Below are 15,190 nucleotides of genomic sequence, written 5' to 3'. Positions count from 1 at the left end.
CCGGTCAGATCTTGTAGTCCTTGAGGAGGGCCCGGCCGATGATCATCTTCTGGATGTCGGACGTGCCCTCGCCGATCAGCATGAACTTGACCTCGCGCATGAGCCGCTCGATCTCGTACTCCTTGGAGTAGCCGTAGCCGCCGTGGATGCGGAAGGAGTCCTCCACGACCTCGTTGGCGTACTCGCTGGCGAGCATCTTGGCCATGCCGGCCTCGACGTCCATGCGCTTGCCGGTGTCCTTCAGCCGGGCCGAGCGCACCATCATGGCGTGGATCGTCTCGACCTTCGTGGCCATCTCGGCCAGGCGGAACAGCACGGCCTGGTGGTCGGCGATCTGCTTGCCGAAGGTCTTGCGCTGCTGGGCGTAGGCGATCGCCAGCTCGAAGCCCCGGATCGCGAGACCGCACGCCCGGGCGGCGACGTTGACACGCCCGACCTCGACGCCGTCCATCATCTGGAAGAAGCCCTTGCCCGGCTCGCCGCCGAGGATCTGGTCGGCCGAGATCTTGTGGTCCTCGAGGATGAGCTCGGTCGTCTCGACGCCCTTGTAGCCCATCTTCGCGATCTTCCCGGGCACGGTGACGCCCTGGGCCGTCTCGCCGAAGCCAGGCTCCTTCTCGACCAGGAACGTGGTCATGTTCTTGTAGACCGAGTCCGCACCTTCGTCGGTCTTGCACAGCGTCGCCACGAGCGTGGAGGTGCCGCCGTTGGTCAGCCACATCTTCTGGCCGGTGATCGAGTACGAGCCATCGTCGGCCTTCGTGGCCTTGGTCGAGATGGCCGAGACGTCGGACCCCAGGCCCGGCTCGGACATGCTGAACGCGCCCCGCACCTCGCCGGTGGCCATCTTCGGCAGGTACTTCTTCTTCTGCTCCTCCGTGCCGTGCTGGATCAGCAGGTAGGCGACGATGAAGTGGGTGTTGATGACGCCCGAGACGCTCATCCAGCCGCGGGCGATCTCCTCGACCACGAGCGCGTACGTCAGCAGCGACTCGCCGAGACCGTCGTACTCCTCGGGGATCGTCAGGCCGAAGACACCGAGCTCCTTCAGTCCCTCGATGATCTCGGTCGGGTACTCGTCGGCGTGCTCGAGCTCCTGGGCGACGGGGATGATCTTCTCGTCGACGAACTCGCGGATCGTCGAGAGGATCGCGGTCTGCTCCTCGGTGAGGCCCTCGGTGCTGGCAAGACGTCCCATGCGTGCTCCTGAGTCTGGTGGGGTGACCCGTCGACCATACCGATCGGTAACGTCACGCACCGCCCGACCTCGGGTGACCCACGGCACGTCGCCGTCGGGAGCCTGTCAGGCCACGGGTTCGACGGGGGTGCGCCGCGAGCGCACCACGACCACCAGGCCCGCCACGACGAGCCCCAGCCCGAGGTACACACCGGCCGGTGGCGCCTGGCCGAGGAAGGCGGCGGCGAGGAGAGCCGCCGCGGGGACCTCGAGCAGCAGGAGCAGGGAGATGACGGTCGGACTCATGACGACGAGCAGGTGGTTCAGCACCGAGTGCCCCAGCAGCTGCGCGCACACCGTGACGGAGGCGAGCAGCAGCCACACGCGGGCGTCGTAGCCGACGAAGGAGGCCCCGGTGGCGACGCAGCCGACGGCCAGGACGAGCGCGCACACCCCGTAGCAGAGCGTCGTGTAGTGGGTCGTGGTCAAGCGCCGCCGGGCGCCCTCCCCCGCCACGAGGTAGAGCGCCGCACCGAGTCCGCCCACGATCGCGAGCAGGTCGCCCAGCAGGGCGCGCGACGACACGGTGAAGTCGACGCCCGAGACGACGAGCACACCGACGGACGCCACCGCGCATCCGACGACGACCCGCCGCCCGGGCCGCACCCCCCGCAGCCGGTCGATGGCCACGACCCACACCAGCTGGGTGCACGTCAGCGCCGTCGCGGCCGCCACCGTCGTGAGCTTGAGCGCGCCCACCCACGCGGCGAAGTGCACCGCGAGCATCAGGCCCGCGAAGACGGTCCCGCGCAGGTCACGCCACCGCAGGCCCGCCAGGTCGGCGCGCCGACGCACCGCGAACGGCGCGAGCACGGCCGTGGCCGCGGCGTTGCGCCAGAACGCGATGACCAGGGCGGGTGCGGCCGTCGCCGCCATCAGTGGCCCGGAGGCGCTGACGCCCAGCAGGGCGACCACCGCGAGGAACCAGGTCACGGACGGACCCGCGGCCGGTCACTCAGCAGGGGGTGCTCCAGCGTCGCCTCCGGAACCACGACGTCGCAGCGCCGCCAGCAGCGCCGCGGCGAGGAGCGCCAGCACGACCACGCCGACGGCGATGATCCACCAGGCCGGGCCACCGTCGGAGGACTCGTCGGCCGCCTTGTCGTTGGCCGTCTCCTTCGGCTCCTCGAGGTACTCGGGCGCCCCCGACTCCTCGCCGACGACGCTCGTCGTGAGGGTCACCGCGATCTCGCCGATCTCCTCGGTCGACGCGGCGGACATCGGCAGGACGGTGATCGAGCAGTAGAAGTCGCCGTCGACCTGCGTCGCCTTCGGCGCCTCGCTCGTCGACTCGCGGTTGCGGTACACGACGGGCGGCGACGCGGCGTGCAGGGCGACCACCTCGTCACCGCGCCACTGCTTGCGACCGGTCTGCGAGGAGAAGTCGTCCGCGACGGTCTTGAGGGGTCCGTACACCCGCACCTGGGTGTTCACGCCGACACCACGCCCGAAGGCGTCGGCCGCCTGGGTGGAGGTGCCGAGCGACGCGTCACAGACGGCCGACTGGCCCCAGCCCACGTCCGGGACCCGGTAGAACAGTGTCTCTCCGGCGAGGATCGAGTCCTCGTACGTCCCTGGGACCGTCGGAGGCGCCGAGGAGAAGTTGGGCCCGCCGATCACGGACACCGGGCTGCCGCTCGGGGCGTCGCCCTCGATCGCGTCCGAGAACCCGCTCGCCTGCCCGAACGCGGCCGGCAGCGCGTCGGGGTCCTCGACACCGGGCTCCGTGCGCAGCAGGATCTCCAGCCCCTGGACCTCGTCGTTGTTCGAGCCCACCTGGGCGATGTACGGCCCCTCGCTGCAGTCCTGCCGGTCGGCGGCGGACAGCGAGTACGCAGCCACGATGGGTGCGCCACCGTTGCTCGCGCCCTGCGAGGCCTCACGCACCCCTCGCCCGCACGCCTGGCCGTCGGCGCCCACGATCTTGAGGTCGACCTGGGAGACACCGGAGAAGCCCTTGGTCGGCAGGGTGGCCGCACTCACGTGGATGGTCCCCTTGCCCGGGTCGGGAAGGGCGTAGTTCTCGACACCGGAGTCGCCGATCGTGTCGAGCCACTGGCCGTCCTCGATCTCGGCAGCATCGTCGGGGGACGTGCCGCCCTCGACCGGGAGGCCGGCCGCCTCGTAGCCGCGCGCCGCACGGATGGAGGTGCGGGTCAGCGTCTCCTGGAGCTCGGACAGGTCCTTCACGTCGTAGTAGGTGCCACCACCGGCCGACGCCACGCAGGTGAGCTGCTCGCGCGACTTCGCGTCGACCTGCAGGCCCACCACGTCGACGTAGAAGTCGGCGCCCTTCTTCTTCAGGTCGGCCGCCACCTTGCACGGATCGCCCTGGCAGTTTTCCTCGCCGTCCGAGACGAGGACGATGCTGCGCGGGCCCTCCTTCGGCAGGTCGGCGTACGCCTTCTCGAGCGAGTACGCGATCGGGGTGTTGCCGAGCGGCTTGAGCTTCTCGACGCCGGCACGCAGAGCGTCCTTGTCCACCGGGTCCACCGGCACCAGGAGCTCGCTGTCCTCGCAGGAGCCGGGACCGTCACTGATCTCCGAGCCGTAGACGCGCAGGCCGACGTTCGCGTCGTCGGGTAGGTCGTCGATTACGCCGTTGAGGCCCTTCTTGGCCTCCTCCATGCGGGTGCTTCCGCTGCCTCCGGCCTCCTTCATGGATCCCGAGCCGTCGAGGACGAGGATCAGCGATCCCCCGCCCTGGCCGAGCACCGACTCGTCGTCGGCCGCCGAGGCCGTGGGTGCGACCCCCAGAAGGAAGGTGGCACCGAGCGTGACGCTCGCACCGATGGACAGTGTCGTGGAGATCCCCCGCAGCATGGCCAGGAGTCTAGAGCAAGGTCCAGGACCGGCCGCACTGTGAGACGGGTGACGATTTCTTGGAAAACCGTGACACTTGACCCGTTGCAACGTTGGATTTCGCAACGGGGACGTATCCGGATACCGTACGTTCGTCCTTCAGGCCGCGTGGCGTGAGGACGACAAGACCATGGTGGGGGAGCCAATGAGAAGTCGCGTCGTGCTGGTGACCCGGCTGGGCTCGTCCCTGGGTCTGTCGGGCGAGCACGACGGCCTGACCGTCGCCGACATCCGTCATCCCGACGCCGTCGAGACGACCATCGCCGGCGTCCACCGAGGTGGCGAGCTGCCGGTCGTCACGTGCGCCGTCGCCGACTACGAGGAGGTGCGGACCCTCGTCTCCTACGCCTCGGTGCGGTACCCGGGGCTGCGCACCTGCATCGAGCCGCTGCCCGGCGGCCCGCTCGCGGTGGGTGTGCTGTCCTCGCTGGTCGACGACATCGACGACGTCGAGGACGGGCTGGCCTGGCAGCTGAACGCCATCGACCTGCTGCGTGCCCAGGCGTGGTCGGCGACCTGGCTCCCGTCGGTGGCCAAGAGTCGCAACCCCAACCCCTCGCTGTGGCACCACGCGATGTCGTGGCTCCCCGGCTCGGGGTTCCTGACCGTGCACCACCCGACGCCCAGGATCGTGCGGGCCCCCAAGGCACCGATCTCCGGGCTGGACCCCCGCCCCGAGACCGCCCTGCTGCACTCCAAGGCCACCCAGGACACCTGGGTCGTGGACGCGGTCCGTCAGGCTCTGCAGCCCCAGAGCACGAGCGAGATGAGCTCGGTCCGCGACCAGGTCGACGCCCACGGCACCGAGCGCGCCGTCGAGCTCGTCGCGATCCCGCTCGCCTACCACTCCGACTCCCGCCCCGTCGACGTCATCGACTGCCTCGGGTGCGGTCTGCGCCACGCGCGACCGTCCTGCCCCGTGTGCGGGATGAGCGCCGAGGTCCCCGAGCTGGACGACCCGGCTCCCACCCCCCTGCCCGAGTTCGACCCGGAGACCCCCGTCCCGGCCCCGAGCGGATCGTCCGCCCCCGAAGGAGACCGTGAGTGAACCCCCGTCAACGCCGTGGCGTGCTGATCATGCTTGCCGCCGCACTGGCCGCCGTCGCGCTGTTCTTCGTGGCGATCCAGTACATCGGCTCCGTGAACTCGCAGGTCGCGCCGAAGATCACCGTCTTCCGGGCGGCCGAGGACCTGTCCGCCTACGCCGTGATCGAGGAGGACGACCTCGAGTCCGTCGAGGTGCCCGAGAAGTGGGTCTCCGAGCAGGCCACCCGCAACCCGGAGGACGTCGTGGGGCGCCGGGTCGCCTTCAACCTCGCCCAGGGGACCTACATCGGTGACGACATGATCCTGCCGACGTCGGCGCTCAACGAGAACGAGCGCGAGATCGCTCTCACCGTCGACGCGAAGACCGGTGTCGCCGGCCGTGTCCGGGCCGGCGACTTCGTCGACGTGTACGCCGTGTTCGGCGAGGACGCCGGCACCGGCACCTCGCGCGTGCTCGTGCGCAACGTCCGGGTCGTGTCGGTGCGGGGTGCGGAGACCCGGACCCAGACCACCGACCGCGACGAGCTCACCGAGCAGCAGGTCATCCCGGTCACGCTCGCCCTGGAGCCGACGGCCGCGCTCTCCGTGACGTACGCGGACTCCTTCGCGCAGGTGGTGCGACTGGTGGGTCTGCCGCCAGGCACGAACACGAGCAACCGCTCCGAGGAGCGCGAGACGGTCGACGCCGACGATCTCGACATCCCCAAGGGAGAGAACTGATGGCTCGCACCGTCCTCATCGCGGCACCCGACCAGACCGCCGGGTACGAGCTGCGCGCCCAGGTCGAGGAGCTCGACGGGTTCACGATCGTCGACGTGGCCGAGTCGACCGTCCGACTCCAGGAGCTGGTCACCCAGCGTGACCCCGAGATCGTCCTCATCCACGAGCAGGTCGGGCCCGTCCCGGTCCTCCAGGTCTTCCGCGAGATCGCTGCGCGTCGCCCCGGCACCGCGCTCCTGCTGCTGAGCGAGGAGTTCACGCCCGAGGTGTTCTCGGCCGCCATGGATGCCGGCGCGCGCGGCGTGCTGCGCTACCCGGTCTCCCACGAGGAGCTCGAGAGCCGACTCACGTCGGCGGGCGAGTGGGTGCAGCAGATGCGCCGGCACCTCGTGAGCGACTCCAACGACTCCGACCTCGGCTCCCGGGGTCGGCTCGTGACCGTCCACGGCTCCAAGGGCGGCGTCGGCACCACCACGCTCGCCGTGCACCTCGCCCACGACTCCGTCACCCGCGTCCCCGGCCGCAGCGTCTGCCTCGTGGACCTCAACCTCGACACCGGCGACGTGGGCGACTTCCTCGGCATCGAGCACCGTCTCGACGTCTCCGACCTGGCGAAGGTCGCCGACGACCTCTCGGCCCAGACCATCGGCTCCGCGGTCCACCGCAAGCCGTCGGGTCTGGCTACAGTGCTCGGCCCGGCCCAGATCGAGGACATCGGGCTCGTCGGAGACCGCGAGACGGTGCTGATCCTGGCCGCTCTGCGTCGCCAGTTCGACCTCGTCGTCGTCGACTGCGGCGCGGCTGTCAACCCGGCCAGCGCCGCCGCGGTCGAGCTCGCCGACACGGCCCTGCTGGTCACCACCCCCGACCTGCTGGCTCTGCGCGGCGTCCACCGCACGGTCGAGAAGTGGAGCCGGGTCGGCGCCCGCGACGTCGATCGGGTCAAGATCGTCCTCAACCGGACGAGCAAGGACAGCGACATCCAGCCCGAAGCGGCATCCCGCCTGCTGCCCGCGGCCCCGCTGTCCACCACGCTGCCCGAGGCGTTCACCGTGCTCCAGCGCGGCCTCAACCACCAGGACCCGGCGGAGATCCAGTCCAAGGTGTGGTGGAAGCGCATCGAGGACCTCGCCGACGACATCGGCACGGTGCCCTCCTCGACCACGTCCACCGCCACCTCCCAGCGCCGGACGCTGTTCAAGCGCAAGGGCGAGGAGGCCGCGCCGGCGCCCACCGCCGAGGCAGGTCAGGCCACCGTCGAGTTCGCCGGCGTGATCTTCATCGTGCTCTTCCTCATGCTGCTGATCTGGCAGATCGGGCTCTGGGGCATCTCCGCGGCGTACACGAGCCACGCGTCCGACGAGGCGGCGCGCGAGGCCGGGATCGGTGCGAGCCTCACCCAGATCGAGGACAAGGCTCTCGACAACGTCCCGGGATGGTTCCGCGACAACATGACGGTGCGTCTTCTCGACGGGAGCAGCGCGGTGCAGGTCCGCTCGAAGATGCCGCTCCTGCTGCCCGGCGTCACGGTGAACAAGCTGGTCTTCACGTCCGAGACACCCGTGGTCAGGGAGGACAACTGATGTTCGGCCATCGCAACCGCCCCCAGCGACGCCCGGAGCGCGGCACCTCGACCCTCGAGGTCGTGGGCGTCGTGCCCCTCGTCGTCATCGTCATCATGCTGCTGGCCCAGGTGGCGCTGTCGCTGTACGCCATCACCACGGCCCAGACGGCCGTCCGCCAGGCGGCACGCGCCGAGTCGCAGGGGTCCGGCACCGCCACCACGGTCCTCAACGACTCCCTGCCCGGCTGGCTCGAGGTCGGCCCCGGCGACGTGCAGACGTTCGGCCCCGGCCACGGCGTCCGAGCACGCTTCAACGTGCCCGACCTCGTGCCCTTCTTCGACCTCTCCTTCACCCGAGAGAGCGTCATGCCGTGAAGCGCCAGACCTTCGGCACCAGCTCCGTCGCGTCGTCCGGCGCGGACGTCGACCGCACCATCACGGCGATGACGGACGAGGCCGACGACGTGCTCGTGGCCGACTTCCGCGAGAAGCTGCTCGACGAGATCGACCTCAACGAGCTGTCCAAGCTGGACCTGCCCCAGCGGCGCGCTCGCCTCGAGCGGGTCATGACGCACCTCGTGGCCTCCCGCGGCCCTCTCCTCTCGAGCCGGGAGCGCACCTCGCTCATCCGCCGCGTCGTCGCCGAGGCCCTCGGGCTCGGCGTGCTGGAGCCCCTCCTGGCCGACGACGCCGTCACCGAGATCATGGTCAACGGCCCCGACCAGATCTTCATCGAACGCCTGGGTCGGATCGAGCTCGCGAAGGAACGCTTCGTCAGCAACGAGCAGCTCCTCCAGACGATCGACCGCATCGTCTCCACGGTCAACCGTCGCGTCGACGAGTCGAGCCCGATGGTCGACGCACGTCTGCGGACCGGCGAGCGCGTGAACGTGATCCTGCCTCCCCTGGCCCTCGACGGTCCCGTGGTCACGATCCGCAAGTTCCCGCGGCCGTTCTCGATGGACCAGCTCGTCTCCATCGGCACGCTCGACGAGCGCACCGCCGACCTCCTGGCCGCCTGCGTGCGGGCCAAGCTCAACGTGCTCGTCTCGGGCGGCACCGGCTCGGGCAAGACGACGCTGCTGAACTCGCTGTCGTCGTTCATCCCCGAGCGGGAGCGCATCGTCACGATCGAGGACGCCGCCGAGCTCTCCCTCCAGCAGACCCACGTCATCCGCCTGGAGTCGCGCCCCGCCAACGTCGAGGGCAAGGGGTCGGTCACGATCCGTGACCTGGTGCGGAACGCCCTGCGCATGCGGCCCGACCGCATCATCGTCGGCGAGGTCCGTGGCGGCGAGACCATGGACATGCTCTCGGCCATGAACACCGGCCACGAGGGCTCGCTCACCACGATCCACTCCAACAGCCCGGACGAGGCCCTGAGCCGCGCCGAGACGCTCGCCAGCATGAGCGACCTCGACCTGCCGTTCCAGGCCGTCCAGGAGCAGGTGAACAACGCGCTCGACCTCATCATCCAGCTCGACCGCGCCGCCGACGGCACCCGCCGCATCACGCGCGTCGCACTGCTCTCGTCGAAGGGTCGCGAGCCCTACAAGCTCCACACCCTGAGCGAGTACGTGCAGGAGCCTCTCGAGGCCGGCAAGGTCTCCCGCGGCGAGCACGTGTTCCGTCCCCTCCCGCTGGCCTTCGTGCGCCGGCTCCAGCTCGCCGGCGAAGCAGTGCCCGACGGCGCGACGTCACCCGCCCTGGACTGACCATGGCCCTGACGATCCTGCTCGCCTTTGCGACCACCTGCCTGGTCATCGGGGCCCTGTACCAGTTCTGGCTGGACGTCAGGGCCCAGGCGAACCTGGCCCTGGCCGTCAACCCCCGCGCGGTGGAGGACATCACCCTGGCGCGGCGATCACGCGTCGACAAGCTCATCCTTCGCACGCGGATCGGGCCCTGGACGCAGGAGGCCATCACCCTTCTGGGCTGGAACGTCAAGCCTCGCCACCTCCTGCTCATCATCGCCGCGCTCTGCGCCACCATCGTCATCGCCCTCGGCGTCACGCTGTCCTGGCTGCTCGCCCCCGTCGGAGTGGTCGTCGGGGCGTTCCTCGTACGCGGACGCGTGCGCAAGCTGCGCGAGAAGCACACCGAGGACTTCATCGCCCAGATGCCCGAGCTGGCCCGCACCCTCTCCAACGCCGCCTCGGCCGGGCTCTCCATCCGGACCGCCGTGGCCCTGGCCGCCGACGAGCTCGCCGAGCCGGCGCACTCCGAGCTCAAGACGGTCTCCGACGAGATCCAGCTCGGCGTCCCGCTCGACACCGCGCTGTCGAACCTCGAGGGACGTCTCCCCTCCCGTGAGCTGGGGATCCTCGTGAGCTCGCTCGTCGTCGGCGCCCGCTCCGGCGGTGGTCTGGTCACCGCCCTGCGCGACATCGCCGAGACGCTGGACACCCGCAAGGAGGTCCGGCGCGAGATCAAGACGCTCTACACCCAGACGATCGCCACGGCCTACGCCGTCCTCGGCGTGAGCGGCCTCGCCGTCTTCCTGCTCGAGGGCATCAACCCCGGCACCGTCGACAAGATGATCACCAACCCGCTCGGACAGGGCGCGATCATCTTCGCCGTCGCCGTGTACTCCGGCTGCATCTGGGCGGTCCGCAAGATGACGAGGGTGGACCTCTGATGTCACCGCTGCTCTTCGGTCTGCTGATCACCGCCTGCTTCGTCGTCTTCGGGCTCGGCTGGCGCATGGCGCGCGCCGACGCGCTCGAGGCGTGGGACGTGGCAGACATCGCCCTGCTGCGCGACGCCAACCGCCGCAAGCGCCAGGTGAGTCCCCTCGACCGGTTCGCCCGACGGCTCGCGCCCCAGCTGGCCCTGCTCCTCGGACCACGTGCCGTCGCGTCCATCCGGCGCCGCATCGACCTGGCGGGACGACCCGACGGCATGACCGTCGACACGTTCCTGCAGCTGATCACCAAGTACGCGATGTTCCTGGGTGCCACGTCGTTCGCCTTCCTGCTGCTGGGCAGCTACTTCTCGGCGATCCTCGCGATCCTCGCGATCCCCCTCCTGCCCTTCGGTCGACTGTCGGGTCAGCAGCGGCGGCGGCGCGAGGCGATCGACGACGGTCTCCCGGACTTCCTCGACGTCCTGGCGGTGACCGTCGGCGCCGGCATCGCCTTCCGCTCCGCGCTCGACCGGGTCAGTGCCCGGTTCACCGGTCCCCTGCGCGACGAGATGGCCTTCACGCTCCACCAGCTCGACGTCGGCGTCCCGCGTCGGCAGGCGTTCTCCAACCTGAGGGACCGATGCGACTCCGAGTCGATGTCGTCGTTCGTGTCGGCGTTCCTCCAGGCCGAGGAGCTCGGCGCCCCGCTCGCCGAGTCGCTCAACGGCATCGCGCGCGACAGCCGCCGCGACGCCGCCCAGCGGTCCCGCCAGAAGGCCGCCAAGACGGTGCCGCGGGTGACGCTCCTCGTCTCCATGGCGATGGTCCCGCCGACGATCGTCATCATCGCCGTCGGCATGTACCTGGGTGCCGACGTCGACCTCGGCGGTGTGCTCGGTGGGTGACGGCCCCCGACGCCCTCGAGCGTCGGTGCCCGAGGCGCACCTCGTCGCCAAGGTCGTGCAGTTCGCCTTCCTCCTGCGCCTGACGTCGCTGCTCATCGTGGTGATCACCCCGGGTGACGCGGTGACGAGCACCGTCGGCCTCACCGCCATCGGCTTCATCACCCTCAGCAGCACCGCGGGTCTGTACGCGACCGACCTGCTGACGCGCAAGGTCATGGCGCACCCGATCCTGCTCGTGCTCGACGTCCTCGTGGCCACCGCGCTCGCCCTGCTGCTGGGTGCCCAGAGTCCCCTGCTGGTCTACACGTTCTCCACGTCGGTGCTCATCGGCATCCTGCTCCCTCGGCGCATGGCCACGCTCGTGCTCGCCATCCAGGTGAGCTCCATCGTGCTGATCGCGATCGAGCAGGACACCCAGGCCGAGTTCATCGGCATCCTGATCGTCCCGATCTGCTCGGCGACCCTGGGTGCGATGGGCATCCTGACCCGCTTCCTGCTGCAGTCGGCCGAGCGCGAGCAGGCGAATGCTCGGCGCCTGTCGGCCGACGCCGCGATCGAGCGAGAGCGTGCCCGTCTGGCCCGCGAGATGCACGACTCGGTGGCCAAGGCCCTGCACGGGATCGCCCTCGCCGCCGCCGCCCTGCCGGCGTGGGCCGCCAAGGGTCCGGAACAGCTCACGGACAAGGCCACCCAGCTGCAGCAGGCCGCGGAGTCCGCCGCCCAGGACGCGCGCTCGATCCTCGTCGACCTGCGCACCGAGACCGACGACCGCACTCTCGCCCAGCAGCTGCGGACCATGGCCGACAGCCTGACCCAGGGCGGCGTGCAGACCATTCTCACCGTGGGTGGCGTCGCCGACTGCGACCACAGCGTCAAGCGCGAGCTGGTGGCGATCGCGGGCGAGTCGATCGAGAACATCCACCGCCACTCCGGGGCCGAGAACGTCGCGATCACCTGCTCGGGCGACCCCGACTCCATCGTCATCACCATCCGCGACGACGGTCGTGGCTTCGATCCCGGCCTCACCCCGTCCGGCCACTACGGCCTCGTCGGCATGCGGGAACGCGCCGAGCACGTCGGCGGCACCCTCGACCTCGTCACGGCACCAGGGCGAGGCACCACGGTCACCGTCCGCACGCCGCGTGCTGCGAAGGGATCGCGATGATCGACCGTCAGCGAGTGAACACCGAGCACCGCGGGGCACCTCTGCCCTACCGTGCTCCTACAAGGGGGGTGGCTCCATGAGCACCGACATCAAGGTCCTCATCGTCGACGACAACGCGGTCGTCCGCATGGGTCTGCGCAACGTCCTGGACGCCCAGGACGGCATCGCGGTCGTGGGCGAGGCGGCCGACGGCAACGAGGGCGTCACGCTCAACGAACGGCTCGACCCGGACGTCGTGCTCTGCGACGTCCGGATGCCGGGCCTCGACGGCGTGGGAGCCGCGGCCGCCATGTCGCCGACGAGCCACGTCGTGATGCTCACCTACGCCGACGACCTCGACGTCATCCGCAGTGCGATGGCCGCCGGCGCACGCGGGTACCTGGTCCACGGCGCCCACCAGCCCGACGAGATCGTGGCCGCCGTGGTCAGCGCCTCCCGTGGCTCCTCCGTCCTCGGTCCAGCCGCCACCGAGGCGCTCCTGAGCGCCGCCGGTCAGGCGCCGCCCCCGCGTGACACGAGCCAGTGGCACCTGACCGGCCGCGAGACCGAGATCATGGAGCACGTGGCGCGTGGGCTGTCGAACCGCGAGATCGCGCGGGCCTGCTTCCTCGCCGAGAAGACGGTGAAGAACCACCTCAACAACATCTTCCCCAAGCTCGGGGTGACGACCCGCGCCGAGGCGATCAGCCTCTGGCTCGGTGCCTCGGACGGACCGGGCAGCGCGGTGTGAGCCCGGGACCGAGGACACCGGCACCGATGGGTCCAGGATGGGTCCGGGGACCCATGTCCGACGCCGCCGCCACGCCTATCCTGGACGAGTCGCTCCGCCCCCGCGCCGACACCTCCCCCCTCCGTCCTGACGACCCTGCAGGAGTCACCGTGCTCGACCACGCCCGCCGACGTCCGGCCCGTGATCGCGACGAACGCGGCGTGGCCGCGCTGTCCCTGCTCGTGGTGGCGATGCTCCTCGGTCTGGCGATCTTCACCGCGATGGCCCTCCCCCTCACCAACGCCTCCGACGCGAAGGCCAAGAGCCGCAGCGCCGCCGATGCCGCCGCCCTGGCGGGCGTCGAGGCCTTCAAGGAAGACCTCGTCGAGGCGCTCAGGAACCTGCAGGCCTTCCCGGTCGGTGGCCTCCTCGCGGTCGTGCAGAGCGTCGACCTCGGCGGTGGCCAGAGCGCCGCCATCGAGTACGCCCGGCGCAACGACGGCACCCTGGTGACCTACATCCCCCGGCCGGCGGTGTCGGGCCTGCTCTCCTTCGAGACCTTCGCCAAGGTCCGAGGACGTTCCATCGACGGCGAGCAGAACTACAGCGAGGCCCGCGCCAAGCTCGACCTGCCCGGCTGCGACCTCACCGAGTCCGTGCCCGACATCGAGCTGTCGTCCTACGAGGTGACCCCCTCGGTCGCTCGGGCCGACGACGAGGGCGACGACGGAGAGGAAGAAGAGGAGGAGGAGCCCAAGCCGAGCTTCTCCCTCGAGTGCGACGGCGTCTCGATCTTCAAGGACGTGACGGACCTCGGCGACCTCGGTTCAGGCGGCCTCAACCCGCTGATCGACCTCATCGACCGCTCCAACGCACGACTCATCGAGTGATCCCGATGGGCCTGAGCGCGTCGACCCGACGGTCCGAACGCGGGCAGGGCTCCCTGGAGACGGTCGGCGTCGTCGTCCTGGCCTCCATCCTCGTCGCTGCCACCACCGGCGCCGTCGTCCAGACCAGCCCGGCGCTCCGCTCCGAGGTCGGCTACCGCGTCTGCCAGATCACCTCCCTGGGCGGGGGCGGCTGCCAGGACCCGGGCGACGAGGTCCCCGGCAACGACGGCGTGGACCCGGACTCCCCCTGGGGCAACGAGAACGGCCGTCCGGACGGCAAGCCGGCCGTCGACGAGTCACGCCTGCCCGACGAGCCGTGCGTCGTCTCCTCCACGAGCGGCTCGCTCTCGGCGACCGGGTCCTTCGTGGTCTCGGCCACGGGTGAGCAGGGCATGACCATCGAGACCCTGTCCGACGGCACCTACCGAGTGTCGGTCCACGACGCCGGGTCGCTCGGGTACGGCGTGGGCATCGGGGTCGACGGCAACGTGGTCGTCGACGGCGTGCAGCAGGGTTCCACCGCCTACGCCGGCGCCGACATCGCGCTCGCCGGCCTGTCGAGCCAGACCTACTACGCCGGGAGCGAGCAGGAGCTGCAGGACCTCCTCGTCCGCGTCGCAGGCGAGCAGGCCCTCGACCAGGTCGCGCCACGCATCCCGGGCCCGGCCGACATCCCCTTCGTCCAGGACATCCCGGTCATCGGTGACCTCGAGGGCCCGCCCAACCCCGTGCGCTGGGCGGTCGACCAGCTGGCCGGCCCGCCGCCGGAGCCCGACGAGCAGTACGTGCAGCTGGGACTGGAGGGCGACGCGAGCGCGGCGCTCGCCGGAATCGTCTACAGCGCGGGCGCGGAGCTCGACATGGGCGTCTTCGCCGGCGCCCGCACGACCCCGGAGGGCTACGTCCTCACCTCGGTGGCGGAGGCCGACGGCTCGGCGTGGGCGTCGGCCTTCGGCGGCGAGGCCCAGGCGATGGCCGGGGGCACCCTCGTGCGAGAGATCCACCTGGGACCCGACGGCACACCACTGGGCATCACCATGACCCTGACGGCCGGCGCCAACGCACAGTCCGGCGACGTGGGACCCGCGACCGACACCCAGGACAGCTACGTCGCCACGGCCTACGTCCCGTTCACCGGTGACGTCGCGACGGACGCGGGCATCTACATGTCGGCCGCGAACATGTACCAGGCGCCCCAGTTCCTGCAGTCCGCCATGAACACCGGCACCGTCAGCCTCGCCCAGTACGAGGTCGATCCGAACACCTACGGCGCGAACCTCTCCATCGACATCCCGGGTGCCGAGGGCGGCGTGGGCATCAACGGTGACCTCACGAACTCCACCATGGTGTCCTCCAGCTACTGGGACGGCAACGGATTCGTCGACCGCGGCTGTTGACCTCCCTGACTCGGCCGGGCGCCGGGTCGGGCGGATCTGGGTCCGGTCCGGGTCTTCGGGCCCATGAA

General features: G+C 70.4%; 14 protein-coding genes. 11 read left to right on the top strand and 3 right to left on the bottom strand.

Translation table 11 applies throughout. From position 1 onward, the window contains the following. Positions 1 to 4: 4 nt before the first annotated feature. The 3 genes from NUV38_RS09420 to NUV38_RS09410 all read right to left on the bottom strand — a co-directional run bounded on the left by NUV38_RS09420 (position 5) and on the right by NUV38_RS09410 (position 4,060). Entirely contained in the window at positions 5 to 1,198 is a 1,194-nt protein-coding gene (locus tag NUV38_RS09420; protein WP_257728877.1) for an acyl-CoA dehydrogenase family protein, read from the bottom strand. Positions 1,199 to 1,303: 105 nt separating this feature from the next. Further along, positions 1,304 to 2,170 (bottom strand): DMT family transporter, encoded by an 867-nt coding sequence (locus tag NUV38_RS09415; protein WP_257728876.1) that lies wholly within the window; start codon positions 2,168 to 2,170, stop codon positions 1,304 to 1,306. Positions 2,171 to 2,188: 18 nt separating this feature from the next. Continuing rightward, positions 2,189 to 4,060 (bottom strand): VWA domain-containing protein, encoded by a 1,872-nt coding sequence (locus NUV38_RS09410; RefSeq protein WP_257728875.1) that lies wholly within the window; start codon positions 4,058 to 4,060, stop codon positions 2,189 to 2,191. A 184-nt stretch (positions 4,061 to 4,244) separates the two neighbouring features. Between NUV38_RS09410 and NUV38_RS09405 the strand changes: the two genes are divergently transcribed. From NUV38_RS09405 to NUV38_RS09355, 11 genes are all read left to right on the top strand, one after another. After that, a complete protein-coding gene (locus NUV38_RS09405) occupies positions 4,245 to 5,147 on the top strand; it encodes a hypothetical protein (RefSeq protein WP_257728874.1) in 903 nt (300 codons plus the stop codon). Further along, positions 5,144 to 5,866, top strand: a complete 723-nt coding sequence (gene cpaB / locus NUV38_RS09400) for a Flp pilus assembly protein CpaB (RefSeq protein WP_257728873.1) — start codon at positions 5,144 to 5,146, stop codon at positions 5,864 to 5,866. Before NUV38_RS09405 ends, cpaB begins: the two co-directional genes overlap by 4 nt. Next, positions 5,866 to 7,449 (top strand): AAA family ATPase, encoded by a 1,584-nt coding sequence (locus tag NUV38_RS09395; protein ID WP_257728872.1) that lies wholly within the window; start codon positions 5,866 to 5,868, stop codon positions 7,447 to 7,449. The genes cpaB and NUV38_RS09395 overlap by 1 nt, the downstream gene beginning before the upstream one ends. Then, a complete protein-coding gene (locus tag NUV38_RS09390; RefSeq protein ID WP_257728871.1) occupies positions 7,449 to 7,805 on the top strand; it encodes a TadE/TadG family type IV pilus assembly protein in 357 nt (118 codons plus the stop codon). The genes NUV38_RS09395 and NUV38_RS09390 overlap by 1 nt, the downstream gene beginning before the upstream one ends. Next, positions 7,802 to 9,145: a CpaF family protein gene (locus tag NUV38_RS09385; RefSeq protein WP_257728870.1), complete on the top strand. Its 1,344-nt coding sequence runs from the start codon at positions 7,802 to 7,804 to the stop codon at positions 9,143 to 9,145. The genes NUV38_RS09390 and NUV38_RS09385 overlap by 4 nt, the downstream gene beginning before the upstream one ends. Positions 9,146 to 9,147: 2 nt before the next feature. Then, positions 9,148 to 10,068: a type II secretion system F family protein gene (locus NUV38_RS09380; protein ID WP_257728869.1), complete on the top strand. Its 921-nt coding sequence runs from the start codon at positions 9,148 to 9,150 to the stop codon at positions 10,066 to 10,068. Beyond that, positions 10,068 to 10,961 (top strand): type II secretion system F family protein, encoded by an 894-nt coding sequence (locus NUV38_RS09375; RefSeq protein WP_257728868.1) that lies wholly within the window; start codon positions 10,068 to 10,070, stop codon positions 10,959 to 10,961. Before NUV38_RS09380 ends, NUV38_RS09375 begins: the two co-directional genes overlap by 1 nt. Positions 10,962 to 10,986: 25 nt before the next feature. Continuing rightward, positions 10,987 to 12,126 carry a sensor histidine kinase gene (locus NUV38_RS09370; protein ID WP_257728867.1) on the top strand — a complete coding sequence of 380 codons (1,140 nt, stop codon included), beginning with the start codon at positions 10,987 to 10,989 and terminating at the stop codon, positions 12,124 to 12,126. A 76-nt stretch (positions 12,127 to 12,202) separates the two neighbouring features. Further along, positions 12,203 to 12,856 carry a response regulator transcription factor gene (locus NUV38_RS09365; protein ID WP_257728866.1) on the top strand — a complete coding sequence of 218 codons (654 nt, stop codon included), beginning with the start codon at positions 12,203 to 12,205 and terminating at the stop codon, positions 12,854 to 12,856. A gap of 53 nt (positions 12,857 to 12,909) precedes the next feature. After that, positions 12,910 to 13,725, top strand: coding sequence for a hypothetical protein (locus NUV38_RS09360; protein ID WP_257728865.1), 816 nt, complete (start codon positions 12,910 to 12,912; stop codon positions 13,723 to 13,725). A gap of 5 nt (positions 13,726 to 13,730) precedes the next feature. Further along, a complete protein-coding gene (locus NUV38_RS09355; RefSeq protein WP_257728864.1) occupies positions 13,731 to 15,122 on the top strand; it encodes a hypothetical protein in 1,392 nt (463 codons plus the stop codon). Positions 15,123 to 15,190: the final 68 nt, after the last annotated feature.

This window comes from Aeromicrobium sp. 50.2.37 (genome assembly GCF_024655735.1).
Lineage (GTDB): Bacteria > Actinomycetota > Actinomycetes > Propionibacteriales > Nocardioidaceae > Aeromicrobium.
This window is presented reverse-complemented; position numbering and strand designations above follow the sequence as displayed.

Coding starts and splice junctions, on each gene's coding strand:
- NUV38_RS09420 (WP_257728877.1), bottom strand. CDS start 1,198: ATGGGACGTCTTGCCAGCACCGAGGGCCTCACCGAGGAGCAGACCGCG.
- NUV38_RS09410 (WP_257728875.1), bottom strand. CDS start 4,060: ATGCTGCGGGGGATCTCCACGACACTGTCCATCGGTGCGAGCGTCACG.
- NUV38_RS09405 (WP_257728874.1), top strand. CDS start 4,245: ATGAGAAGTCGCGTCGTGCTGGTGACCCGGCTGGGCTCGTCCCTGGGT.
- NUV38_RS09395 (WP_257728872.1), top strand. CDS start 5,866: ATGGCTCGCACCGTCCTCATCGCGGCACCCGACCAGACCGCCGGGTAC.
- NUV38_RS09390 (WP_257728871.1), top strand. CDS start 7,449: ATGTTCGGCCATCGCAACCGCCCCCAGCGACGCCCGGAGCGCGGCACC.
- NUV38_RS09380 (WP_257728869.1), top strand. CDS start 9,148: ATGGCCCTGACGATCCTGCTCGCCTTTGCGACCACCTGCCTGGTCATC.
- NUV38_RS09375 (WP_257728868.1), top strand. CDS start 10,068: ATGTCACCGCTGCTCTTCGGTCTGCTGATCACCGCCTGCTTCGTCGTC.
- NUV38_RS09365 (WP_257728866.1), top strand. CDS start 12,203: ATGAGCACCGACATCAAGGTCCTCATCGTCGACGACAACGCGGTCGTC.
- NUV38_RS09360 (WP_257728865.1), top strand. CDS start 12,910: ATGTCCGACGCCGCCGCCACGCCTATCCTGGACGAGTCGCTCCGCCCC.
- NUV38_RS09355 (WP_257728864.1), top strand. CDS start 13,731: ATGGGCCTGAGCGCGTCGACCCGACGGTCCGAACGCGGGCAGGGCTCC.